This window comes from Streptomyces sp. 4F14 (genome assembly GCF_048159485.1).
GTDB lineage: Bacteria > Actinomycetota > Actinomycetes > Streptomycetales > Streptomycetaceae > Streptomyces.
In genome coordinates this window covers 23,686-40,222 of the sequence record NZ_JBLRVY010000002.1, presented here as the reverse complement: position 1 = coordinate 40,222, position 16,537 = coordinate 23,686, and the positions used below count along the sequence as shown (strand labels likewise).

At 71.1% G+C, this 16,537-nt stretch carries 18 protein-coding genes; 9 read left to right on the top strand and 9 right to left on the bottom strand.

Annotated features, from left to right (window positions below):
- Nucleotides 1-124: 124 nt before the first annotated feature.
- Both ACLZOT_RS02480 and ACLZOT_RS02475 read left to right on the top strand, forming a co-directional pair.
- A complete protein-coding gene (locus tag ACLZOT_RS02480; protein ID WP_416967004.1) occupies nucleotides 125-1,171 on the top strand; it encodes an endonuclease/exonuclease/phosphatase family protein in 1,047 nt (348 codons plus the stop codon).
- 121 nt (nucleotides 1,172-1,292) lie between these two features.
- Complete coding sequence (locus ACLZOT_RS02475) at nucleotides 1,293-2,516, top strand: MFS transporter (RefSeq protein WP_416967003.1); 1,224 nt, start codon at nucleotides 1,293-1,295, stop codon at nucleotides 2,514-2,516.
- Here the strand turns inward: ACLZOT_RS02475 and ACLZOT_RS02470 are convergent.
- Nucleotides 2,513-3,736, bottom strand: a complete 1,224-nt coding sequence (locus ACLZOT_RS02470) for an MFS transporter (RefSeq protein ID WP_416967002.1) — start codon at nucleotides 3,734-3,736, stop codon at nucleotides 2,513-2,515. The genes ACLZOT_RS02475 and ACLZOT_RS02470 overlap by 4 nt on opposite strands.
- A 29-nt stretch (nucleotides 3,737-3,765) precedes the next feature.
- Nucleotides 3,766-4,350: a TetR/AcrR family transcriptional regulator gene (locus ACLZOT_RS02465; protein ID WP_416967001.1), complete on the bottom strand. Its 585-nt coding sequence runs from the start codon at nucleotides 4,348-4,350 to the stop codon at nucleotides 3,766-3,768.
- An 83-nt stretch (nucleotides 4,351-4,433) separates the two neighbouring features.
- On the opposite strand from ACLZOT_RS02465, the gene ACLZOT_RS02460 reads away from it, so the two are divergent.
- From ACLZOT_RS02460 to ACLZOT_RS02450, 3 genes are all read left to right on the top strand, one after another.
- Nucleotides 4,434-5,024: a dihydrofolate reductase family protein gene (locus ACLZOT_RS02460; protein WP_416967000.1), complete on the top strand. Its 591-nt coding sequence runs from the start codon at nucleotides 4,434-4,436 to the stop codon at nucleotides 5,022-5,024.
- A gap of 65 nt (nucleotides 5,025-5,089) precedes the next feature.
- Complete coding sequence (locus ACLZOT_RS02455; RefSeq protein WP_416966999.1) at nucleotides 5,090-6,115, top strand: ATP-binding cassette domain-containing protein; 1,026 nt, start codon at nucleotides 5,090-5,092, stop codon at nucleotides 6,113-6,115.
- A complete protein-coding gene (locus ACLZOT_RS02450) occupies nucleotides 6,112-6,921 on the top strand; it encodes an ABC transporter permease (RefSeq protein ID WP_416966998.1) in 810 nt (269 codons plus the stop codon). The genes ACLZOT_RS02455 and ACLZOT_RS02450 overlap by 4 nt, the downstream gene beginning before the upstream one ends.
- A 13-nt stretch (nucleotides 6,922-6,934) precedes the next feature.
- On the opposite strand, the gene ACLZOT_RS02445 is transcribed toward ACLZOT_RS02450, so the two are convergent.
- Nucleotides 6,935-10,543: an AfsR/SARP family transcriptional regulator gene (locus ACLZOT_RS02445; protein WP_416966997.1), complete on the bottom strand. Its 3,609-nt coding sequence runs from the start codon at nucleotides 10,541-10,543 to the stop codon at nucleotides 6,935-6,937.
- Nucleotides 10,544-10,764: 221 nt separating this feature from the next.
- Here ACLZOT_RS02445 and ACLZOT_RS02440 point away from each other — a divergent pair, with 221 nt between their 5' ends.
- Nucleotides 10,765-11,562, top strand: coding sequence for a site-2 protease family protein (locus ACLZOT_RS02440; RefSeq protein ID WP_416966996.1), 798 nt, complete (start codon nucleotides 10,765-10,767; stop codon nucleotides 11,560-11,562).
- Here the strand turns inward: ACLZOT_RS02440 and ACLZOT_RS02435 are convergent.
- Both ACLZOT_RS02435 and npdG read right to left on the bottom strand, forming a co-directional pair.
- Nucleotides 11,555-11,725 carry a hypothetical protein gene (locus ACLZOT_RS02435; protein WP_416966995.1) on the bottom strand — a complete coding sequence of 57 codons (171 nt, stop codon included), beginning with the start codon at nucleotides 11,723-11,725 and terminating at the stop codon, nucleotides 11,555-11,557. The genes ACLZOT_RS02440 and ACLZOT_RS02435 overlap by 8 nt on opposite strands.
- Before the next feature lie 55 nt (nucleotides 11,726-11,780).
- Nucleotides 11,781-12,485 carry an NADPH-dependent F420 reductase gene (gene npdG / locus ACLZOT_RS02430; protein ID WP_416966994.1) on the bottom strand — a complete coding sequence of 235 codons (705 nt, stop codon included), beginning with the start codon at nucleotides 12,483-12,485 and terminating at the stop codon, nucleotides 11,781-11,783.
- Nucleotides 12,486-12,573: 88 nt separating this feature from the next.
- Here npdG and ACLZOT_RS02425 point away from each other — a divergent pair, with 88 nt between their 5' ends.
- A complete protein-coding gene (locus ACLZOT_RS02425) occupies nucleotides 12,574-13,173 on the top strand; it encodes a hypothetical protein (protein ID WP_416966993.1) in 600 nt (199 codons plus the stop codon).
- A 20-nt stretch (nucleotides 13,174-13,193) separates the two neighbouring features.
- Here the strand turns inward: ACLZOT_RS02425 and ACLZOT_RS02420 are convergent, their stop codons facing one another.
- Nucleotides 13,194-13,445 (bottom strand): hypothetical protein, encoded by a 252-nt coding sequence (locus ACLZOT_RS02420; protein ID WP_416966992.1) that lies wholly within the window; start codon nucleotides 13,443-13,445, stop codon nucleotides 13,194-13,196.
- Between the two features lie 59 nt (nucleotides 13,446-13,504).
- Here ACLZOT_RS02420 and map point away from each other — a divergent pair, with 59 nt between their 5' ends.
- Nucleotides 13,505-14,362: a type I methionyl aminopeptidase gene (map, locus tag ACLZOT_RS02415; RefSeq protein ID WP_416966991.1), complete on the top strand. Its 858-nt coding sequence runs from the start codon at nucleotides 13,505-13,507 to the stop codon at nucleotides 14,360-14,362.
- Nucleotides 14,363-14,501: 139 nt separating this feature from the next.
- Nucleotides 14,502-15,149, top strand: a complete 648-nt coding sequence (locus ACLZOT_RS02410) for a heme oxygenase (biliverdin-producing) (protein ID WP_416966990.1) — start codon at nucleotides 14,502-14,504, stop codon at nucleotides 15,147-15,149.
- Between the two features lie 4 nt (nucleotides 15,150-15,153).
- On the opposite strand, the gene ACLZOT_RS02405 is transcribed toward ACLZOT_RS02410, so the two are convergent.
- The 3 genes from ACLZOT_RS02405 to ACLZOT_RS02395 all read right to left on the bottom strand — a co-directional run bounded on the left by ACLZOT_RS02405 (nucleotide 15,154) and on the right by ACLZOT_RS02395 (nucleotide 16,461).
- Nucleotides 15,154-15,450 carry a hypothetical protein gene (locus tag ACLZOT_RS02405; RefSeq protein WP_416966989.1) on the bottom strand — a complete coding sequence of 99 codons (297 nt, stop codon included), beginning with the start codon at nucleotides 15,448-15,450 and terminating at the stop codon, nucleotides 15,154-15,156.
- Nucleotides 15,447-15,710: a DUF6247 family protein gene (locus tag ACLZOT_RS02400; protein WP_416966988.1), complete on the bottom strand. Its 264-nt coding sequence runs from the start codon at nucleotides 15,708-15,710 to the stop codon at nucleotides 15,447-15,449. Before ACLZOT_RS02400 ends, ACLZOT_RS02405 begins: the two co-directional genes overlap by 4 nt.
- Nucleotides 15,711-15,816: 106 nt before the next feature.
- Nucleotides 15,817-16,461 carry a PhzF family phenazine biosynthesis protein gene (locus ACLZOT_RS02395; protein WP_416966987.1) on the bottom strand — a complete coding sequence of 215 codons (645 nt, stop codon included), beginning with the start codon at nucleotides 16,459-16,461 and terminating at the stop codon, nucleotides 15,817-15,819.
- Nucleotides 16,462-16,537: the final 76 nt, after the last annotated feature.

The following is a 16,537-nucleotide window of genomic DNA, read 5'->3' as shown; positions in this document are numbered from 1 at the left end:
CCCCCGGCCTCGTCCAAGTCTCCATACGGCCGTCATGGGACGGCCGGATCGGAGCCGTTCATCCCCTAGGGTCATACACACGGGGGACGGACGGTGTGCACGGCAGGCAGTGAGGCGACACGGTATGGCGCAGCAGGCGTACTTGACGGAGACGGCGGACGGCGGGCCGGGGCCCGAACGTCGGGGAGCCCGGATCCGGCGCCTGGTGGACCGGCTGACCTCCGGCTGGCGCGGGGACCGGCGGATCTGGCGGCGGGGGATCGTGCTCGCCGTGTTCGCGGTGGTCATCGCGGGCGTGATGATGCTGCATTCGCACATCCCGAACCGGTACGGCAACCTCGGCAGCCTCATCGAGACGTTCCTGCCGTGGGTCGGGGTGTTCGTGCCGGTGCTGCTGGTGCTGGCGCTGGTCCGCAAGTCGGCGACGGCGCTGATCGCGACGGTCCTGCCGGTCGCCGTGTGGCTGAACCTCTTCGGCGGGCTCGTCATCGACCGGACGGGCTCCGGCGGTGACCTCACCGTCGCGACGCACAACGTGAACGCGGACAACGCGGATCCGGCGGGGACGGCGCGGGACGTGGCCGCGGCCGGGGCGGACGTCCTGGCGCTGGAGGAGCTGAAGGCGTCGGCGGTGAAGACGTACGAGAAGGCCCTTTCGCCGACGTACCGTTACCACGCCGTGGAGGGGACGGTCGGGCTGTGGAGCAAGTACCCGATCAGTCAAGTCTCCGCCGTGGACATCAAGTTGGGGTGGACGCGGGCGATGCGGGCGACGGTGCGGACGCCCGAGGGGGAGATCGCGTTCTTCGTCGCCCATCTGCCGTCCGTGCGGGTGAAGCTGGAGGCCGGGTTCACGGCCCGGCAGCGGGACAAGAGCGCCGACGCGCTCGGGGAGGCCATCGCGGACGAGCGGTTGCCGCGCAAGATCCTGCTGGGTGACCTCAACGGGACGATGAACGACCGGTCGTTGAACGCGGTGACGTCGCAGATGCGGTCCACGCAGGGGGCGGCGGGGAGCGGCTTCGGGTTCAGCTGGCCGGCGTCGTTCCCGATGGCGCGGATCGACCAGATCATGGTGCAGGGGGTGGAGCCGGTGTCGTCGTGGACGCTGCCGGAGACGGGGAGTGACCATCTGCCGGTGGCGGCGCGGGTGGATCTCACGAGGGAGTAGCGGCACCGAGGAATAGCGGCACCGAGGGCTTTGTTTCTTAGGTGAACAAACTAGCGGTACGATGAACGTACCGCTCCCCTGTGCCCTCTGGTGCGCCCTCTTGAGAAAAGGTCCCTCCGCCATGCCCCTCGCCCTGCTCGCCCTCGCCATCGGCGCGTTCGGCATCGGCACCACCGAGTTCGTGATGATGGGCCTGCTGCCCGACGTCGCCGACGACCTCGGCATCTCCGTCCCCAGCGCCGGCCACCTCGTCTCCGCGTACGCGCTCGGCGTCGTCATCGGCGCCCCGCTGCTCGCGGCCCTCACCGCCCGGATGCCGCGCCGCCGGGTCCTGATCGGCCTGATGGTCCTCTTCGTGGCCGGCAACGCGCTGTCCGCGTTCGCGCCCGGGTACGACTCGCTGCTCGCCGCCCGCTTCCTGAGCGGCCTGCCGCACGGCGCGTTCTTCGGGGTCGGCGCGGTCGTCGCGACGACGCTGGTCGCCCCCGAGCGCAAGGCCCGCTCCGTCTCCCTGATGTTCCTCGGCCTGACCGTCGCCAACATCGCGGGCGTCCCCGCCGCGACCCTCGTCGGCCAGCACCTCGGCTGGCGGGCCACGTTCCTCGGCGTCAGCGTGATCGGCGTGGCCGCGATCGCGTCGCTGGCGGCGCTGATCCCGTACGACCGCGAGGCCCCCGCCCCCACGACGGGCCTGCGCGGCGAACTCAAGGCCCTCAGGTCCCTCCCCGTCTGGCTCGCCCTCGGCACGACGGTCGCCGGCTTCGGCGCCCTCTTCTCGGCGTACAGCTACGTCACCCCGATGCTCACGGACTCCGCCGGCTACGCCGAGACCAGCGTCACCCTGCTGCTGGCCCTCTTCGGCGTGGGCGCGACGATCGGCAACCTGGTCGGCGGCCGCCTCGCGGACCACTCCCTGCGCCGCACCCTGTTCGGCGGCATGACGTCCCTCGCCGCCGTTCTGGCTCTGTTCCCGGTGATGATGTCGGCGCAGTGGAGTGCGGCACTTGCCGTGACGCTGCTGGGAGTTGCCGCATTCATCACGGGGTCGCCGCTCCAGCTGATGGTCATGGAGAAGGCTTCCGCCGGCCCGTCCCTGGCGTCCTCCGCGAACCAGGCCGCCTTCAACCTGGCCAATGCCGGGGGCGCTTGGATCGGGGGTCTCACTCTGGCGGCCGGCTTCGGCGTGACGTCGCCGGCGGTGGCGGGCGCCGCACTCGCCGTCCTGGGCCTGGGAGTCGCGGCGGCCGCGTACGCCGTCGACCTGCGCCGGGGTCCCCGACACCACGGCCACGAACGCCTGGTGGCCACCCACATGCCGCAACAGGCCGAGGCCGTACGGCACTAGCGGTCGGCGTACGCCGCCTCCCCGACCCGGGAGAACGCCAGCGCGACCGCTTGTGCGACGGCTCCGGTGATCCCCACCCACAGGGCGAACCGGTAGCTCACCCCGTCCGCCAGCAGTCCCCCGACCGGCGCTCCCACCGCCACCATCCCCCAGTTGAACGACCGGATGGTGGCGTTCATCCGCCCTCGTAGCCGGTCCGGGGTCACCGACTGGCGGTAGGCCAGCTCGACCGGGCTCTCCACGGAGATCGCGAACGAGACGGCGAAGAAGGCGAGGCAGACCGTCGGGACGGCCCAACTCCCCTGCTGTGCCAGGGGTATCGGGAGCCAGCCGACGGCGGCCACGACGCGGAAGGCGACCAAGGTCGGTCCTACGCCGAGCCGTCGCGCGATCCTCCCGGATATCGCTCCGCCCAGCACCGACCCCACCGCCGCGCACGCGTAGGTCACCCCCAACCCGAAGCCCCCGACCCGGAGTTCACGCAGCGCGAAGACCACGAACACCGTCGACACCATGGAGTTGAACAGCAGCATCGCGTGGGAGGTGAGGGCGATGGGGGCGAGGGTCCGATGCCGGTAAACCCATCGGACACCTTCCTTCAACTCCCCCGCCAGACTGCGCCGTTCACTCTTCTCGGGAACGGGGTCGTCGGCCTTGAGGGTGGCGAGGAGGAGCCCGGAGACGACGTAACTGGCCGCGTCCACCAGGACTGCGAGGGGTGCTCCCAGCCACCGCACCAGCACCCCGGCGAGCAGCGGTCCCGCCGATCCGGCCACCGCCGACGCCTGCTCGGTGCGCGCGTACGCGGAGTTGAGCTGCGCCTCGGGCACGAGCCGGGGCACGAAGGACTGGCTCGCCGCGTCGAACAGCAGGCTCAGCACGCCGGACACGAAGACGACCGCGCACAGGGTCGTGATGGTCAGCAGGTCGAGGCCGTACAGCACGGGAATCAGCGCCAGCACGGCCCCGCGCGCCAGATCCGTGCCCACCATGACGGGCTTGCGCCGCCACCGGTCCACCAGCACCCCGGCCACCAGCCCGAACAGCAGATACGGCAGCCACCGGACGGCGTTGACGACCCCCACCTCGGTGGCGCTCGCGCTCAGGGTGACGGCCACCAGGATCTGGAGGGCGAGGCCGGTGATCTGGGAGCCCAGGGCGGAGACGGCGAAGGCGGTCCAGAAGCGGGGGTATCCGGGGGTGTCGATCAGTCTCGGCATGATCATGACGTACCCACGCCCGAGCCCCTTCAAGGACCGGCGGCCCCCACGATCCTCTCGACCGCCGCCGTCACCAGCTCCTCCCGCTCCTCCTCGCCGAACACGTCCGGCAGGGTGAGCTGTTCGACGATCAGCCAGTTCAGGGTGAGCATGAGGAGTTTGACGGCGGTGGCGTCGCCGGGGAGGCCGGAGGCTTCGTGGTAGGCGATGTTCGCGTCGACGTCCGCGCGGACGCGGGTGGTGAGGAGGGTGCGCAGGGCGGGGCGGCGGGTGGCTTCGAGGCGGAGTTCGAGGAGGGCCAGGTAGCCGGTGCGGAAGGAGGAGACGCGGGTGACCAGCTCGCGCATCAGGGCTGTGTACGACTCCCGGTCGCGGCCCGCCTCGCGCTGGCGCGTGATGGTCTCCTCGTCCGGCTGGAGGCGTTCGTAGACGCGGGCTCCGGACTGGGTGAGCAGGTCGTCGCGGTTGAGGAAGTAGTTGGAGGTCGTGCCGGGGGGTACGGCGGCCTCCTTGTCGACCGCGCGGAAGGTGAGGCCCCGGGCGCCCTCCCTCGCCAGGACCTCCAGCGCGGCGTCTATGAGGGCGACGCGCCGTTCGTCGTTCCGTCTCGCCATTGACACCACTCCATGTGTAGTACTAACTTCGTCCAGCACCGAGAACCACTACACCCAGAGTACTACGACTGGAGTTGACCAGCTTGCGCAAGCTCTCGTACTACGTCGCCCTGACCCTCGACGGCCGGATCGCGGGCCCCGCCGGTGAGTACGACTTCTTCCCCTTCGGCGACGCCGAACAGGCCGCGGCGTACACCTCAGGTACTAACTCCCTGTACCCGGACACGGTCCCGACGGCGATGCGCGAGGGCGCGGGCCTCACCGGCGTACCCAACAAGCGCTACGACACGGTCCTGATGGGGCTGGGCACCTACCGGCCGGCCCTGGACGCCGGGATCGTGAGTCCGTACGCCCATCTGCGGCAGTACGTCGTCTCCAGCACCCTGGACCCCGCCACGCACCCGGACGTCACCGTCGTACCGGGTGAACCGCTGGCTCTCGTACGGGAGTTGAAGCAGGAGGAGACCGGATTCGACATCTGGCTGTGCGGGGGCGGGAAGCTCGCGGGGCAGTTGCTGCCGGAGATCGACGAGCTGGTGATCAAGAGCTATCCGGTGGTCGCCGGGGACGGTATTGCGGCGTTCGAGGGAGGCTTCGACCCGACAGTGTTCGAGGCGGCCGAGCGGACCGCGTTCACGAACGGGGTAACGCTCACGCGGTACGTGCGCGGATAGCTCCGTAGGCGGGCTGTCGGTCGTCTGTCGGTGCTTTGTCGGTGCCGCCTGTCAGGGTGGCGGACATGAAGCGAACCGACATCAACCTCAACGGCGGGGGAAGCGCCGTCACCGTACGGGGGCTGGTCAAGCACTACGGCGAGACCAAGGCGCTGGACGGGGTCGATCTGGAGGTCAGGGAAGGAACCGTGCGGGGGGTGCTCGGGCCGAACGGCGCCGGGAAGACCACCCTCGTGCGGATCCTCTCCACGCTGCTGCGGCCCGACGCGGGGGACGCGACGGTCGCCGGGTACGACGTACTGCGCCAGCCCCGGCAGCTGCGCCGGGTGATCGGCCTGACCGGGCAGTACGCGTCCGTGGACGAGAAGCTGCCCGGCTGGGAGAACCTGTACATGATCGGGCGCCTGCTCGACCTGCCCCGCAAACAGGCCCGCGCGCGGGCGGACGAGCTGCTGGAGCGGTTCTCGCTCACCGAGGCCGCCAAGCGCCCGGCGAAGACGTACTCCGGCGGGATGCGCCGCCGCCTCGACCTCGCCGCCTCGATGATCGGCTCCCCGGCGGTCCTGTTCCTCGACGAGCCGACGACGGGCCTCGACCCGCGCACCCGCAACGAGGTGTGGGACGAGGTGAAGCGGATGGTCGGCGACGGCGTCACCGTCCTGCTCACCACGCAGTACATGGAGGAGGCCGAGCAGCTGGCGTCCGAGCTGACCGTCGTCGACCGGGGCAAGGTCGTCGCGGAGGGCCGGGTGGACGAGCTGAAGGCGAAGGTCGGCGGCCGGACCCTGCGCGTGAAGCCCCTGGAATCCGCCGAGTTGGAGCCGCTCGCGCGGATGCTCGACGACCTCGGTATCACCGGCCTCGCCCAGACGACGGTCGACGCGCAGAGCGGCACGCTGCTGGTGCCGATCCTCAGCGACGAGCAACTCACCGCCGTCGTCGGCGCGGTGACCGCGCGCGGCATCACCATCTCCGCCATCTCCACCGAACTGCCCAGCCTGGACGAGGTGTTCCTGTCGATCACCGGCCACCGCGCCAGTGCCGCCCAGGACCCGACGCCCGCCGAACCCCGCGAGGAGGTCGCCGTATGAGCGCCGCCACCGTCCACCTCACCGACGACCGCATCCCGCTCAGGTCCCATCTGCGGCACACCGGCGCGCTGATCCGCCGCAACCTGCTGTGGATCCGCCAGGACCCGGAGTCGATGGCCGACGCGCTGCTGATGCCGGTGATCTTCACCCTGCTGTTCGTGTACGTCTTCGGCGGCTCGATCGGCCAGGCGCTCGGCGGCGGCCAGGACCAGTACGTGCAGTACGTCATACCCGGCATGATCGCGATGATGTCGATGACCCTCTCACAGGGCGTCGGGACAGGCTTCAGCCAGGACTTCAACTCCGGTGTCATGGACCGCTTCCGGTCGCTGCCGATCGGCCGCGGCTCGGTGCTCTTCGCGAAGATCGCGGTGGAGCTGGTGCGGATGCTGTTCGCGACGGCCGTCCTGATGATCGTCGCGGTGCTGGTCGGCTTCGACATCACCAGCTCGGGCGGGCTGCTGGCGGCGGTGGGCCTGGCGACCGTGTTCGCCTCGTCGATCATGTGGGTGTTCCTCACGCTCGGCGTGATCATGAAGAACGCGCAGTCCGTGCAGGCGATGGGCTTCCTGGTGCTGTTCCCGCTCCAGTTCGGCTCGTCGATCTTCACCCCGACCGGCGACATGCCGGGCTGGCTCCAGAAGTTCACCGAGTACAACCCGCTGTCCACGCTCGCCGACGCGGCGCGCGGACTGATGGTCGGCGGCCCGGTCGCGCACGACCTGTGGATCACGCTCGGCTGGTCGGCGGCGATCACCGCCGTCATGGCACCGGTCGCGATCCACAAGTTCCGTACGAAGACCTGAGGTTGACGGCACGTCAGATCAGAGCGACAGCCTCCTCGTAGCTGAGGCCGCCGCCCTCGGCGTACGCCGACTCGTAGGCCGCGTCGCCGAGCCGGCGGCGGGCCTGCGCCTCCGCGTCCTCGCGCTGCATCCGCTCCGCGCGCATCCGGACGTGACCGGGCGGCAGCATCGCGTCGCCGACCCCCAGACAACGGGCCGCGTCGGCGGCGCGCTCCGGATCGTCGGCGCAGGTCAGGACGTACGCGGCGGTACAGAGATACAGGGCCCGCATATGCGGCGCGATGACCATCGACAGCGGCGCCCCGGAGGCGCTGAGCGCTCTGCGTACGGTGGTGAGGGCCTGGTCGACCAGACCGTCGCGGGCGTCCAGCCAGGCTTCGAGGCCGTCGATGAACGCCTCGAAGACCATGAACGAGGCCAGCGCGAAGTCCTGCCGCAGGAGCCGGAGTTGCTCGCGGGCCTCGGCTCGGCGGCCGGTCTCCCCGAGCCAGGCGGCGAGGAAGAGCCGGGCGGCCGGGCGGGCCTCGTTGACGTACCCCTCGGCATCCGTGATCGCCTCGCGGAGGATCACCTCGCCCCGCGCGCCCTCGACCGGGTCGCCGCTCTCCAGGAGGACGTTGGCGTACCGCACCCGCAGGATCGTCAACTGGGCCCGGGCGCCCAGGTTCTCGGCGTGGACCATGGCCTCCCGGTAGTCGGCGGCGGCCTTGTCGTGCAGGCCCAGCCGCTCGTACGCCTCCGCGCGCGCCGACAGCGACTCGGCGGCGCCCCAGGAGTCGCCGTGCCGGCGGAAGATGTCCAGCGCCTCGTCCGCGTCACGGGCGCCGTCACCGGCCCAGTCGCTGCGGTTGGCGAGGAAGTTGCCGCGCAGCTGGAGGCAGAACGCCAGGTCCCATTCCAGCTCGGGATGGGCGCGGCAGATCCGGATGTTGGCGTCCAGGACCTCGCGGACCATCTCCATGTCGCCGCTCAGCATCACGGCGTAGAACGCGTGCAGGCCCGGGATCCAGCACAGTTGGGGCAGGCCGGGGCGGTAACTGTCCTTGATGAGGACCAGTTTGCGTTCCGCCTCCGGGGTCTGCCAGAGCTCCAGCTCCGTGTCCATGTAGGCGAGATGGGTGAGGTGCGCGCCGCGCCGCGCCTCGGCGAGGAACTCCCCGGTGAACGGCGGGGGCAGGGCCGTGACCCGCTGCCAGACCGGCTCGGCGCGCTGCGGTTCGGGGCCCGCGAAGGGGTCCGGGGCCAGCTCCATCACCTCCTTGAACCAGTTCCGGGCCTCGATCCGCAGATCGCGCATCTGCCAGTACCAGATCAGGGAGTGGGCGAGGCTGAGTGCCTCCTGCTCGTCGGCCGCGTCCACCGCCCGGCGCAGCGCCGTACGCAGGTTCTCGTACTCCGCCTGGTAGCGCTGGATCGCCTCGCCCTGACGCGGGCCGCGCAGCAACGGTTCGGTGGTGCGGGCTAGTTCGCGGTAGTACGTGAGGTGCGCGCGCTCGGCCGCCGGGCGGCGGCCCGCCTCGGTGAGGCGTTCGCCCGCGTACTCGGCGACCGTCTCCAGGAGGCGGTAGCGCATCGGGCCGTCCGGTGAAGGGGCCGCCACCACAAGGGACTTGTCGACGAGGGAGGCCAGTGCGTCCAGGGCCGCCGGGCCGCAGACCGCCTCCGCGGCGGGGAGGTCGCAGCCGCCCGCGAAGACCGACAGCCGGCCCAGGACGTCCCGCTCGTCCTCGTCGAGCAGGTCCCAGGACCAGTCCACGACCGCCCTCAGGGTCTGCTGGCGGGGCAGGACCGTGCGGCTGCCCGACGTCAGGAGGCGGAAGCGGTCGTCGAGGCGGTCCGCTATCTGACGGGGCGTCAGAATCCTCAGCCTGGCCGCCGCCAGCTCGATCGCCAGCGGGAGGCCGTCGAGTCTGCGGCAGATCTCCGCGCACGCCTCCGGGTCGTCGGCCGTACGGAAGCCCGGGCGGGCCGCCGTGCCCCGGTCCGCGAGCAGGCGCAACGCCACCGGTTCCGGGAGGGGTTCGACCGGGCGCAGCAACTCGCCCGCCACGCCCAGGGGTTCACGGCTCGTCGCGATGATCGTCAACTCCGGGCAGCGGGCGAGGAGTTCCTCCGCGAGGTGGGCTGCCGCCGTCACGACGTGCTCGCAGTTGTCCAGGATGATCAGCATGCGGCGGCGTGAACAGTGGTCCACCAGCCGCTCCACGGGGTCGTCGTGCCGCTCCCCCACCGCCCTGAACTCCTCGGCGCCGGCGCCGTACAGGACGGTCTCGCGGGCGCCGACCGCCGTGACCACGGCCTGGGGTACGGCGTTCGGGTCGGACACCGGGGCGAGTTCGGCGAGCCAGACCCCGTCGCGGGCGGCGACCGTCTCGGCGGCTTCCTGCGAGAGACGGGTCTTCCCGGCGCCGCCCGGACCGAGGAGGGTGACCAGGCGGGCGGTGGTGAGGTCGGCGCGGATCGCCGCTATGTCGGCCTCGCGGCCCACGAAGGAGGTGAGGCGGGCGCGGAGGTTGCCAGAGGTGTGCGGGGTGGGGACGAGGGAGCCGGGAGGCGCTGGGGGGACGAGGGAGCCGGAGACGCCGGGGTGGGGTGGGGGTATGACGTGGCCGGGGGGTGCGGGGGGTACGAGGCGGTCGGCGGGCGCGGGCTGGTCTGCGCCGGGTGCTGAACGGTCCGGGGTTCCGGAGGAGCCGTGGTGACCGGGCGTCCCGTGGTGACCGGAAGAGCCGTGATGACCGGAAGAGCCGTGATGACCGGACGTCCCCGACCGGCCGGCGGACCCGTGATGACCGGACGCCCCCGATCGACCGGGAGACCCCTGGTGGCCAGGCGCCCTCGCACCAGCTCTCTTCTCCTGCCCCCCAGCAGCACCCCCCGACCGCGCGACATCCCGGGGATTCAGCAACTCCATGTACAGCGCCCGGAGTTCACCCCCCGGGTCCGTGCCCAGGCGGTCCGCCAGCACCCCCCGCACCTCGTCGTACGCCGCCAGCGCCTCCGCCGTACGCCCCGCGTCGCGCAACGCACGCAGGCGGAGGGCGTGGAGGGGTTCGTCCAGCGGATGCGTGTCGCACAGGGCCGTCAGTTCCGGGAGGATCTGTTCGGCCTGGCCGAGGGCGAGGGCGGCGGCGTGCCGGGCGCGGACCGCGTCGAGGCGGTGCATCTCCCAGCGGGCCGCTTCCGCCGAGCGGTCGGGGAGGTCGGCGAGCGCGGGGCCGCGCCACAGGGCGAGGGCGTCCTCCAGGAGGACGGCGGCCTTCGCGGGGTCGCCGTCGGCGAGGGCGCGGGTGCCGTCGCCGGTGAGGCGTTCGAAGCGGAACAGGTCGATGTCGTCGGCGCCCGCGGCGAGCCGGTATCCGCCGTCCACGGAGACGATGGCCTCCGCGCCGAGCGTCCGCCGCAGCCTCCCCACGAGCGCCTGCAAGGCCCCCTGCGCGTCCGCCGGGGGCTCCCCCGCCCACACCTCCTCCACCAGCGACCCCACGGGCACCGTCCGCCCCGCCCGCAGCACCAGCACCGTCAACAACGCACGCAGCCGCGCCCCGCCCACCGCCAACGCGGTGCCGTCGGGACGCAGAACCTGAGTAGAGCCGAGGACGCAGTAACGCACGGGTTCCATTGTCCTTGTGGACGCCCCCGACGCGCCTCCGGGTTTCGGAAGCTTCAGATCCTCTTGAACTCGGAGGAGCCGAGCACAAGCACCTGCCCGGCGACGGGGATCTCGATCCGCTCCCCGAAGCCCCCACCCCGGCGGGAACCCTCATCCACCCACGGTCCGTTTGTCACACACCACCTGTACGGTCTACCCGTACATCCCGCCCTACCCAGGAGCCCGGCCCCATGACCAGCACCACCTCCCGCCACAGCGACCGGCGGATCAGCCCGGTCTTCCTGGGCATCCTCGCCGTCACGGCGGTCACCGGGTGGGCCACGTGGACGGGGTTCGCGGAGACGCCCGGGGTGGCGGTGTTCCTGTTCGTGACGGCCGCGTGGATCGTGTCGCTGTGTCTGCACGAGTACGCGCACGCCAGGACGGCGCTGCACGGCGGGGACATCACGGTCGGGGCCAAGGGGTACCTGACGCTCAACCCGCTCAAGTACACGCACGCCCTGCTCAGCATCGTCCTCCCCGTGATCTTCGTGATCATGGGCGGGATCGGCCTGCCCGGTGGCGCGGTGTTCATCGAGCGCAACCGCATCCGGGGCCGCTGGCGGCACAGCCTGATCTCGGCGGCGGGGCCCCTGACGAACGTACTGTTCGCGGTCGTCTGCACCGCGCCCTTCTGGCTGGACGCCCTCGACGGTGTGCCGGCGGACTTCCGTTTCGCGCTGGCGTTCCTCGCGCTGCTCCAGGTGACGGCCGCGATCCTGAACTTCCTGCCGGTGCCGGGTCTGGACGGCTACGGGGTGATCGAGCCCTGGCTGCCGTACAGCGTGAAGCGCCAGGTGGAGCCGTTCGCGCCGTTCGGCCTGCTGTTCGTGTTCGCGGTGCTGTGGGTGCCGTCGATCAACGACGGGTTCTTCGACGTGATCGACGCGATCCTGCGCGGCCTCGGCATCGACAACTTCTCGACGTACTGCGGTCAGGAGCTGTACCGCTTCTGGCAGGGCGAGAACGAGTTCTGCTCGGTCAACTAGCCTTCGAGCGCCGCCAGTAGTACCAGGTCATGTTGGACGAGACGCCCGAGATCAGCACCCACACGATGCCCAGGAAGCTGCCCTGGACGAACGAGACGACGGCCGCCGCCACGGCGAGCAGGCAGACGGCGAGGGCGTAGAGGGCGAGGCGGGGCATGGCCATGGGCTCCTGTCGGGGGACACCGGTGCGTTACGACGAACCAGTGTCCCCCATCCGCTCAGACGTCGGTGACGCGCAGCCCGGCGTGCGCCTTGTACCGCCGGTTGACGGAGATCAGGTTGGCGACCAGCGACTCCACCTGGTGCGCGTTGCGCAGCCGCCCGGCGAAGACACCCCGCATGCCGGGGATGCGCCCGGCGAGCGCCTGGACGATCTCGACGTCCGTCCGCTCCTCCCCGAGGACCATGACGTCGGTGTCGATCTCCGCGATCTCCCGGTCCATCAGCAGCACCGCCGAGAGGTGGTGGAACGCGGCGGCGACCCGCGAGTCCGGCAGCAGCGCGGCGGCCTGCTCGGCGGCGCTGCCCTCCTCCGGCTTCAGCGCGTACGCGCCCTTCTTGTCGAACCCGAGCGGGTTGACGCAGTCGACGACCAGCTTCCCGGCGAGTTCCTCGCGCAGGGACTCCAGCGTCTTGCCGTGCCCGTCCCACGGCACCGCGACGATGACGACGTCGCTGCGGCGGGCGGTCTCCGCGTTGTCCGCGCCCTCGACGCCGTGGCCCAGCTCGGCCGCGGCCTCCTGCGCGCGCTCGGCGGCCCGCGAGCCGATGATCACCTTCTGGCCGGCCTTCGCGAGCCGGTAGGCGAGCCCCTTGCCCTGCGGCCCGGTCCCGCCCAGCACGCCGACGACCAGCCCGGAGACGTCGGGAAGGTCCCAGGGGTCCTTGGGGGCGGGCTTGTCTGCACTGTCCGTAGAGGTCATGAGCCGACCCTACGTCCGTGATCCCCGGACGGGTGAATACCCGTAGTACCCGAGACCGGCCCCCGCCCCCTGCGGCAGGCTGCGCCCCATGGACGCCGTACGTGTCGCCTTGCTGCGTGAAGTGCTCGCCGGGACCGAGTGGCTGACCTCGACGAGGAGGTTCGCCCAGGTGTTACGGGGCTCGGTGGTGACGCACGGGGGCGGGCTGCTCCTCGTCGGCACCCCGGAGTACGAGCCCTGGCACCTCGCCGCGCACCTCGTCGACGAGGCCGCCTGGTCCGGTACGCCCGAGCTGGCCCCGACCCTCGTACGGCACACCGCGCGCCCGTCCGACCCGGCGCACCTCGCGGTCGGCCCCGGCAGGATCGAGGCGGCCCGGCGCGGCGAGACCCTCCTGGTGGTGGCGCCGACGGAACCGGCCCCGCTCCTCGAACGCGTCCACGCGGCGCGGAGGGCCGGGGCGACCGTCCTCACACTCGGCTGGGGCGGCGGCGAGCTGGAGTCCCTGGCCCACGAGACGCTGGACGTACCGGAGAACGCGGAACTGGACCTCGACACCGTGCAGCACCTGGTGAGCGCGGGCGCCGGGGAGCAGGCGGTCGTCCAGCAGCGAGGCCGCAGGCGGTTCCGGGACCGGCTCTCCCGGGTCGCGGAGGCACTGACGGCTCCACCACCCCCCGCATGGTGACAACAGTTTTCCGCCCTGCCTCAGTCGTTGCCGCCCCCGCTCCCGTCACCGCCCTCGCCCTGCCCCGCGCCGTCGTTCCACCTGGCGTCGTTCTCCCACTCCAGGTTGCGTTCGCGGGCGGTCTGCATGGCGTGTTCGGCCTCCTTGCGGGAGGGGTAGGGGCCGAAGCGGTCCTTGCCGGGGCAGTCGGGGCCTTCCTCGACCTTCTTGTGCTCCAGGCAGTAGAACCATTCGCCGGGCTTGCCGGCCGTGCGCTTCTTGAAGAGGGCCATCACGGGGCTCCTTTCACCAGGGACATGGTCCCCCATGTGTGCTCGTTAGACTCGTGGTCATGTCTGGCCAGTCGCTGCTCGTACCAGGGGAGCTGTCTCCCACCCGCCCGGTCCCCGGAAACATCCGGCGCCCCGAGTACGTCGGGAAGCCCGCGCCGACGCCGTACACCGGCCCGGAGGTGCAGACGCCCGAGACGGTCGAGGCGATGCGGACCGCCGGCCGGATCGCGGCGCGGGCGATGGCGGAGGCGGCGAAGCACATCGCGCCGGGCGTGACGACCGACCTCCTCGACAAGGTGGCGCACGACTACATGTGCGACCACGGCGCGTACCCCTCGACGCTGGGCTACCGGGGCTTCCCGAAGTCCCTGTGCACGAGCGTCAACGAGGTGATCTGCCACGGCATCCCGGACTCGACGGTGCTGCGCGACGGCGACATCGTGAACCTGGACGTGACCGCGTACATCGGCGGGGTGCACGGCGACAACAACGCGACGTACCTGGTCGGCGAGGTGGACGAGGAGTCGCGGCTGCTGGTGGAGCGGACGCGGGAGTCCCTGGAGCGGGCGATCAAGGCGGTCCGCCCGGGCCGGCAGATCAACATCATCGGCCGGGTCATCGAGTCGTACGCGAAGCGGTTCGGGTACGGCGTGGTCCGGGACTTCACCGGGCACGGCATCAACTCCTCGTTCCACTCGGGCCTGATCATCCCGCACTACGACAGTCCGCACGCGACGACGGTCATCCAGCCCGGCATGACGTTCACGATCGAGCCGATGCTGACGCTGGGGACGCACGAGTACGACATGTGGGACGACGGCTGGACGGTCGTCACGAAGGACCGCAGGCGGACGGCGCAGTTCGAGCACACGCTCGTGGTGACGGAGACGGGGGCGGAGATCCTCACGCTGCCGTAGCTCCTTTCGGACCCGGTCTCCTCTGTCGAGGCCGGGTTTTTCTCTGTACGCTTTTACCGACACAGTGTCGGCAAGTTTCCCGACGCGGCGTCGGCAAAGCTATTGACTCAGGTAAGCCTTACCTAACAAGATGTGGGCCATGGACTCCTTCTCGACCGTCATCCGCACCGCGTCCCACGAACAGCACGTGGAGGCCGAGACCTCGACGTTCATGTCCGACCTGCTGGGCGGCCGCCTGGGCGTCGACGCGTACGCCCGCTACACCGAGCAACTCTGGTTCGTGTACGAGGCGTTGGAGGCGGGCGCGGAACGGCTGGCCGCCGATCCCGTCGCCGGGCCCTTCATCCGGCCGGAGCTGTTCCGGCTCAGCGCGCTGGAGCGGGACCTCGCGCACCTGCGGGGGCCCGAGTGGCGTACGGGGCTGTCGGCGCTGCCCGCGACCCAGGCTTACGCGGACCGGGTGCGGGAGTGCGCGGCCCAGTGGCCGGGCGGGTACGTCGCCCACCACTACACCCGGTACCTCGGCGACCTCTCCGGCGGCCAGATCATCCGCGACAAGGCGGAACGGACCTGGGGGTTCGAGCGGAAGGGGGACGGGGTGCGGTTCTACGTCTTCGAGGAGATCGGGAACCCGGCGGCGTTCAAGCGGGGGTACCGGGAGCTGCTGGACGCCGTGCCGGCGGACGAGCTGGAGAAGCAGCGGATCGTCGGGGAGTGCAAGCGGGCGTTCGCGCTGAACACGGGGGTGTTCCGGGGGCTCGGGGAGGAGTTCGCGGTGAGTGCGTGAGGGGTCAGAACCGGGGTTCGGCGGGGTCGTCGGGGGTGATCGCTATGATCACGGCCGCCGCCGGGGGCGGTTGCGGAAGGTAGACGTACGCGACCGCCAGGCCCGGCATCCCGTCGCGGGGTTCGAGTTTGGTCTTGTAGACCTCCTGCTGCCCGTCGGACCAGACATGGCGCAGGACACCGAGCCGAGGGGCGGCCTCCAGCTCCTTCAGCAGTCCTTCGACGGCCTGGCGGGCAACAGGACCCAGCGCCTCCAGCCTGTGTGCCGCCACCTCGGACACGACGGCCACGACACGGCTCAACCCAACTCGCCCTTCTTGATCTTCGCGGCGATGTCGAGACCCTCCTGGAGGGCGTCCTCGAAACCGGGATCCGAGTACAGCCGGATGCGCCCCCGATAGTCGACGATCACGGCGGCCAGCGCGTCCAGCTCGGCCTCCGAGGCGTCCTCCAGCGCACGCGCGAGATCCGCCTCGAAGTCCTCCCGGTCACCCGGGAACCCCCGGCCCTCCCTCAGCGCGGCCCTGATCTCGGCCACGGTCCTGAGCGGGAGACGTGTCATCGGTTCTCCTCACTCCCGTCACTCCGGACAGGCGGTCACCCCCATTGTCCCGCCCTTCCCCCGATCACGGACCGGTTCCTCGGTTGTCATCTCGTACGACGGCGGGTCAGCGTTCCAGGAGGACCCGGCCCCCGACCTCCACCCAGCCGTAGGGCTGCGGGGCGGTGAGGAGCTGCGAACCGGCGCCCTGCGTGATGTTCAGGGCGCGGCCGAGCCGGTCCGTGAGGAGGATCGCCGCCGCGCCGGTCGCCTCGTCCTCGTCGATGCCGTCGTCACGGCCGGGGAAGGCGCGTGCGCGTACGCGGCCGGCGGCCTCGTCGAGCCAGGCCCAGGCGTAGATCCACTCACCGGGCGGGGGCACGGGCAGGTCGTCGACCTCGGCGGCGCTGCCGTACCGGCGCAGGGTCCTGGGCGGCACCCACTCCGCGCGGGCCTCGATCCAGCTGAACTCCCCGTCGAGCCGGGCCCCCACCACACCGGCCGGGGTGACCAGCTCCGGGACGTCCAGGAGCCAGGCCGTCCCGACACAGGGGTGACCGGCGAAGGGAAGCCGGAGCGTGGGCGTGTAGATGTCGATGACCCCGCGCTCGGGATCATCCACGAACACGGTCTCACTGAACCCGAGTTTGGCGGCAAGCTCCTGCCGCTCCTCCCGCTCGGGTATTCGCGAACCGTCGCGAATCACCCCGAGTTCGTTGCCATACCCTCCGCCGGGCGCACAGAAGACGCGGAGGACGTCGTAATCAGTCACCCGGGAATTGAAACATCGCGCGAGCACTTTCCCGATCCCAGGCTTCGGCTCCACCGGGGAGGGGCCCGGAGCGGGC

Coding starts and splice junctions, on each gene's coding strand:
- ACLZOT_RS02475 (WP_416967003.1), top strand. CDS start 1,293: ATGCCCCTCGCCCTGCTCGCCCTCGCCATCGGCGCGTTCGGCATCGGC.
- ACLZOT_RS02410 (WP_416966990.1), top strand. CDS start 14,502: ATGGACTCCTTCTCGACCGTCATCCGCACCGCGTCCCACGAACAGCAC.
- ACLZOT_RS02435 (WP_416966995.1), bottom strand. CDS start 11,725: ATGGCCATGCCCCGCCTCGCCCTCTACGCCCTCGCCGTCTGCCTGCTC.
- npdG (WP_416966994.1), bottom strand. CDS start 12,485: ATGACCTCTACGGACAGTGCAGACAAGCCCGCCCCCAAGGACCCCTGG.
- ACLZOT_RS02440 (WP_416966996.1), top strand. CDS start 10,765: ATGACCAGCACCACCTCCCGCCACAGCGACCGGCGGATCAGCCCGGTC.
- ACLZOT_RS02465 (WP_416967001.1), bottom strand. CDS start 4,350: ATGGCGAGACGGAACGACGAACGGCGCGTCGCCCTCATAGACGCCGCG.
- ACLZOT_RS02445 (WP_416966997.1), bottom strand. CDS start 10,543: ATGGAACCCGTGCGTTACTGCGTCCTCGGCTCTACTCAGGTTCTGCGT.
- ACLZOT_RS02480 (WP_416967004.1), top strand. CDS start 125: ATGGCGCAGCAGGCGTACTTGACGGAGACGGCGGACGGCGGGCCGGGG.
- ACLZOT_RS02400 (WP_416966988.1), bottom strand. CDS start 15,710: ATGACACGTCTCCCGCTCAGGACCGTGGCCGAGATCAGGGCCGCGCTG.
- ACLZOT_RS02450 (WP_416966998.1), top strand. CDS start 6,112: ATGAGCGCCGCCACCGTCCACCTCACCGACGACCGCATCCCGCTCAGG.
- ACLZOT_RS02420 (WP_416966992.1), bottom strand. CDS start 13,445: ATGGCCCTCTTCAAGAAGCGCACGGCCGGCAAGCCCGGCGAATGGTTC.
- ACLZOT_RS02455 (WP_416966999.1), top strand. CDS start 5,090: ATGAAGCGAACCGACATCAACCTCAACGGCGGGGGAAGCGCCGTCACC.
- map (WP_416966991.1), top strand. CDS start 13,505: ATGTCTGGCCAGTCGCTGCTCGTACCAGGGGAGCTGTCTCCCACCCGC.
- ACLZOT_RS02425 (WP_416966993.1), top strand. CDS start 12,574: ATGGACGCCGTACGTGTCGCCTTGCTGCGTGAAGTGCTCGCCGGGACC.
- ACLZOT_RS02470 (WP_416967002.1), bottom strand. CDS start 3,736: ATGCCGAGACTGATCGACACCCCCGGATACCCCCGCTTCTGGACCGCC.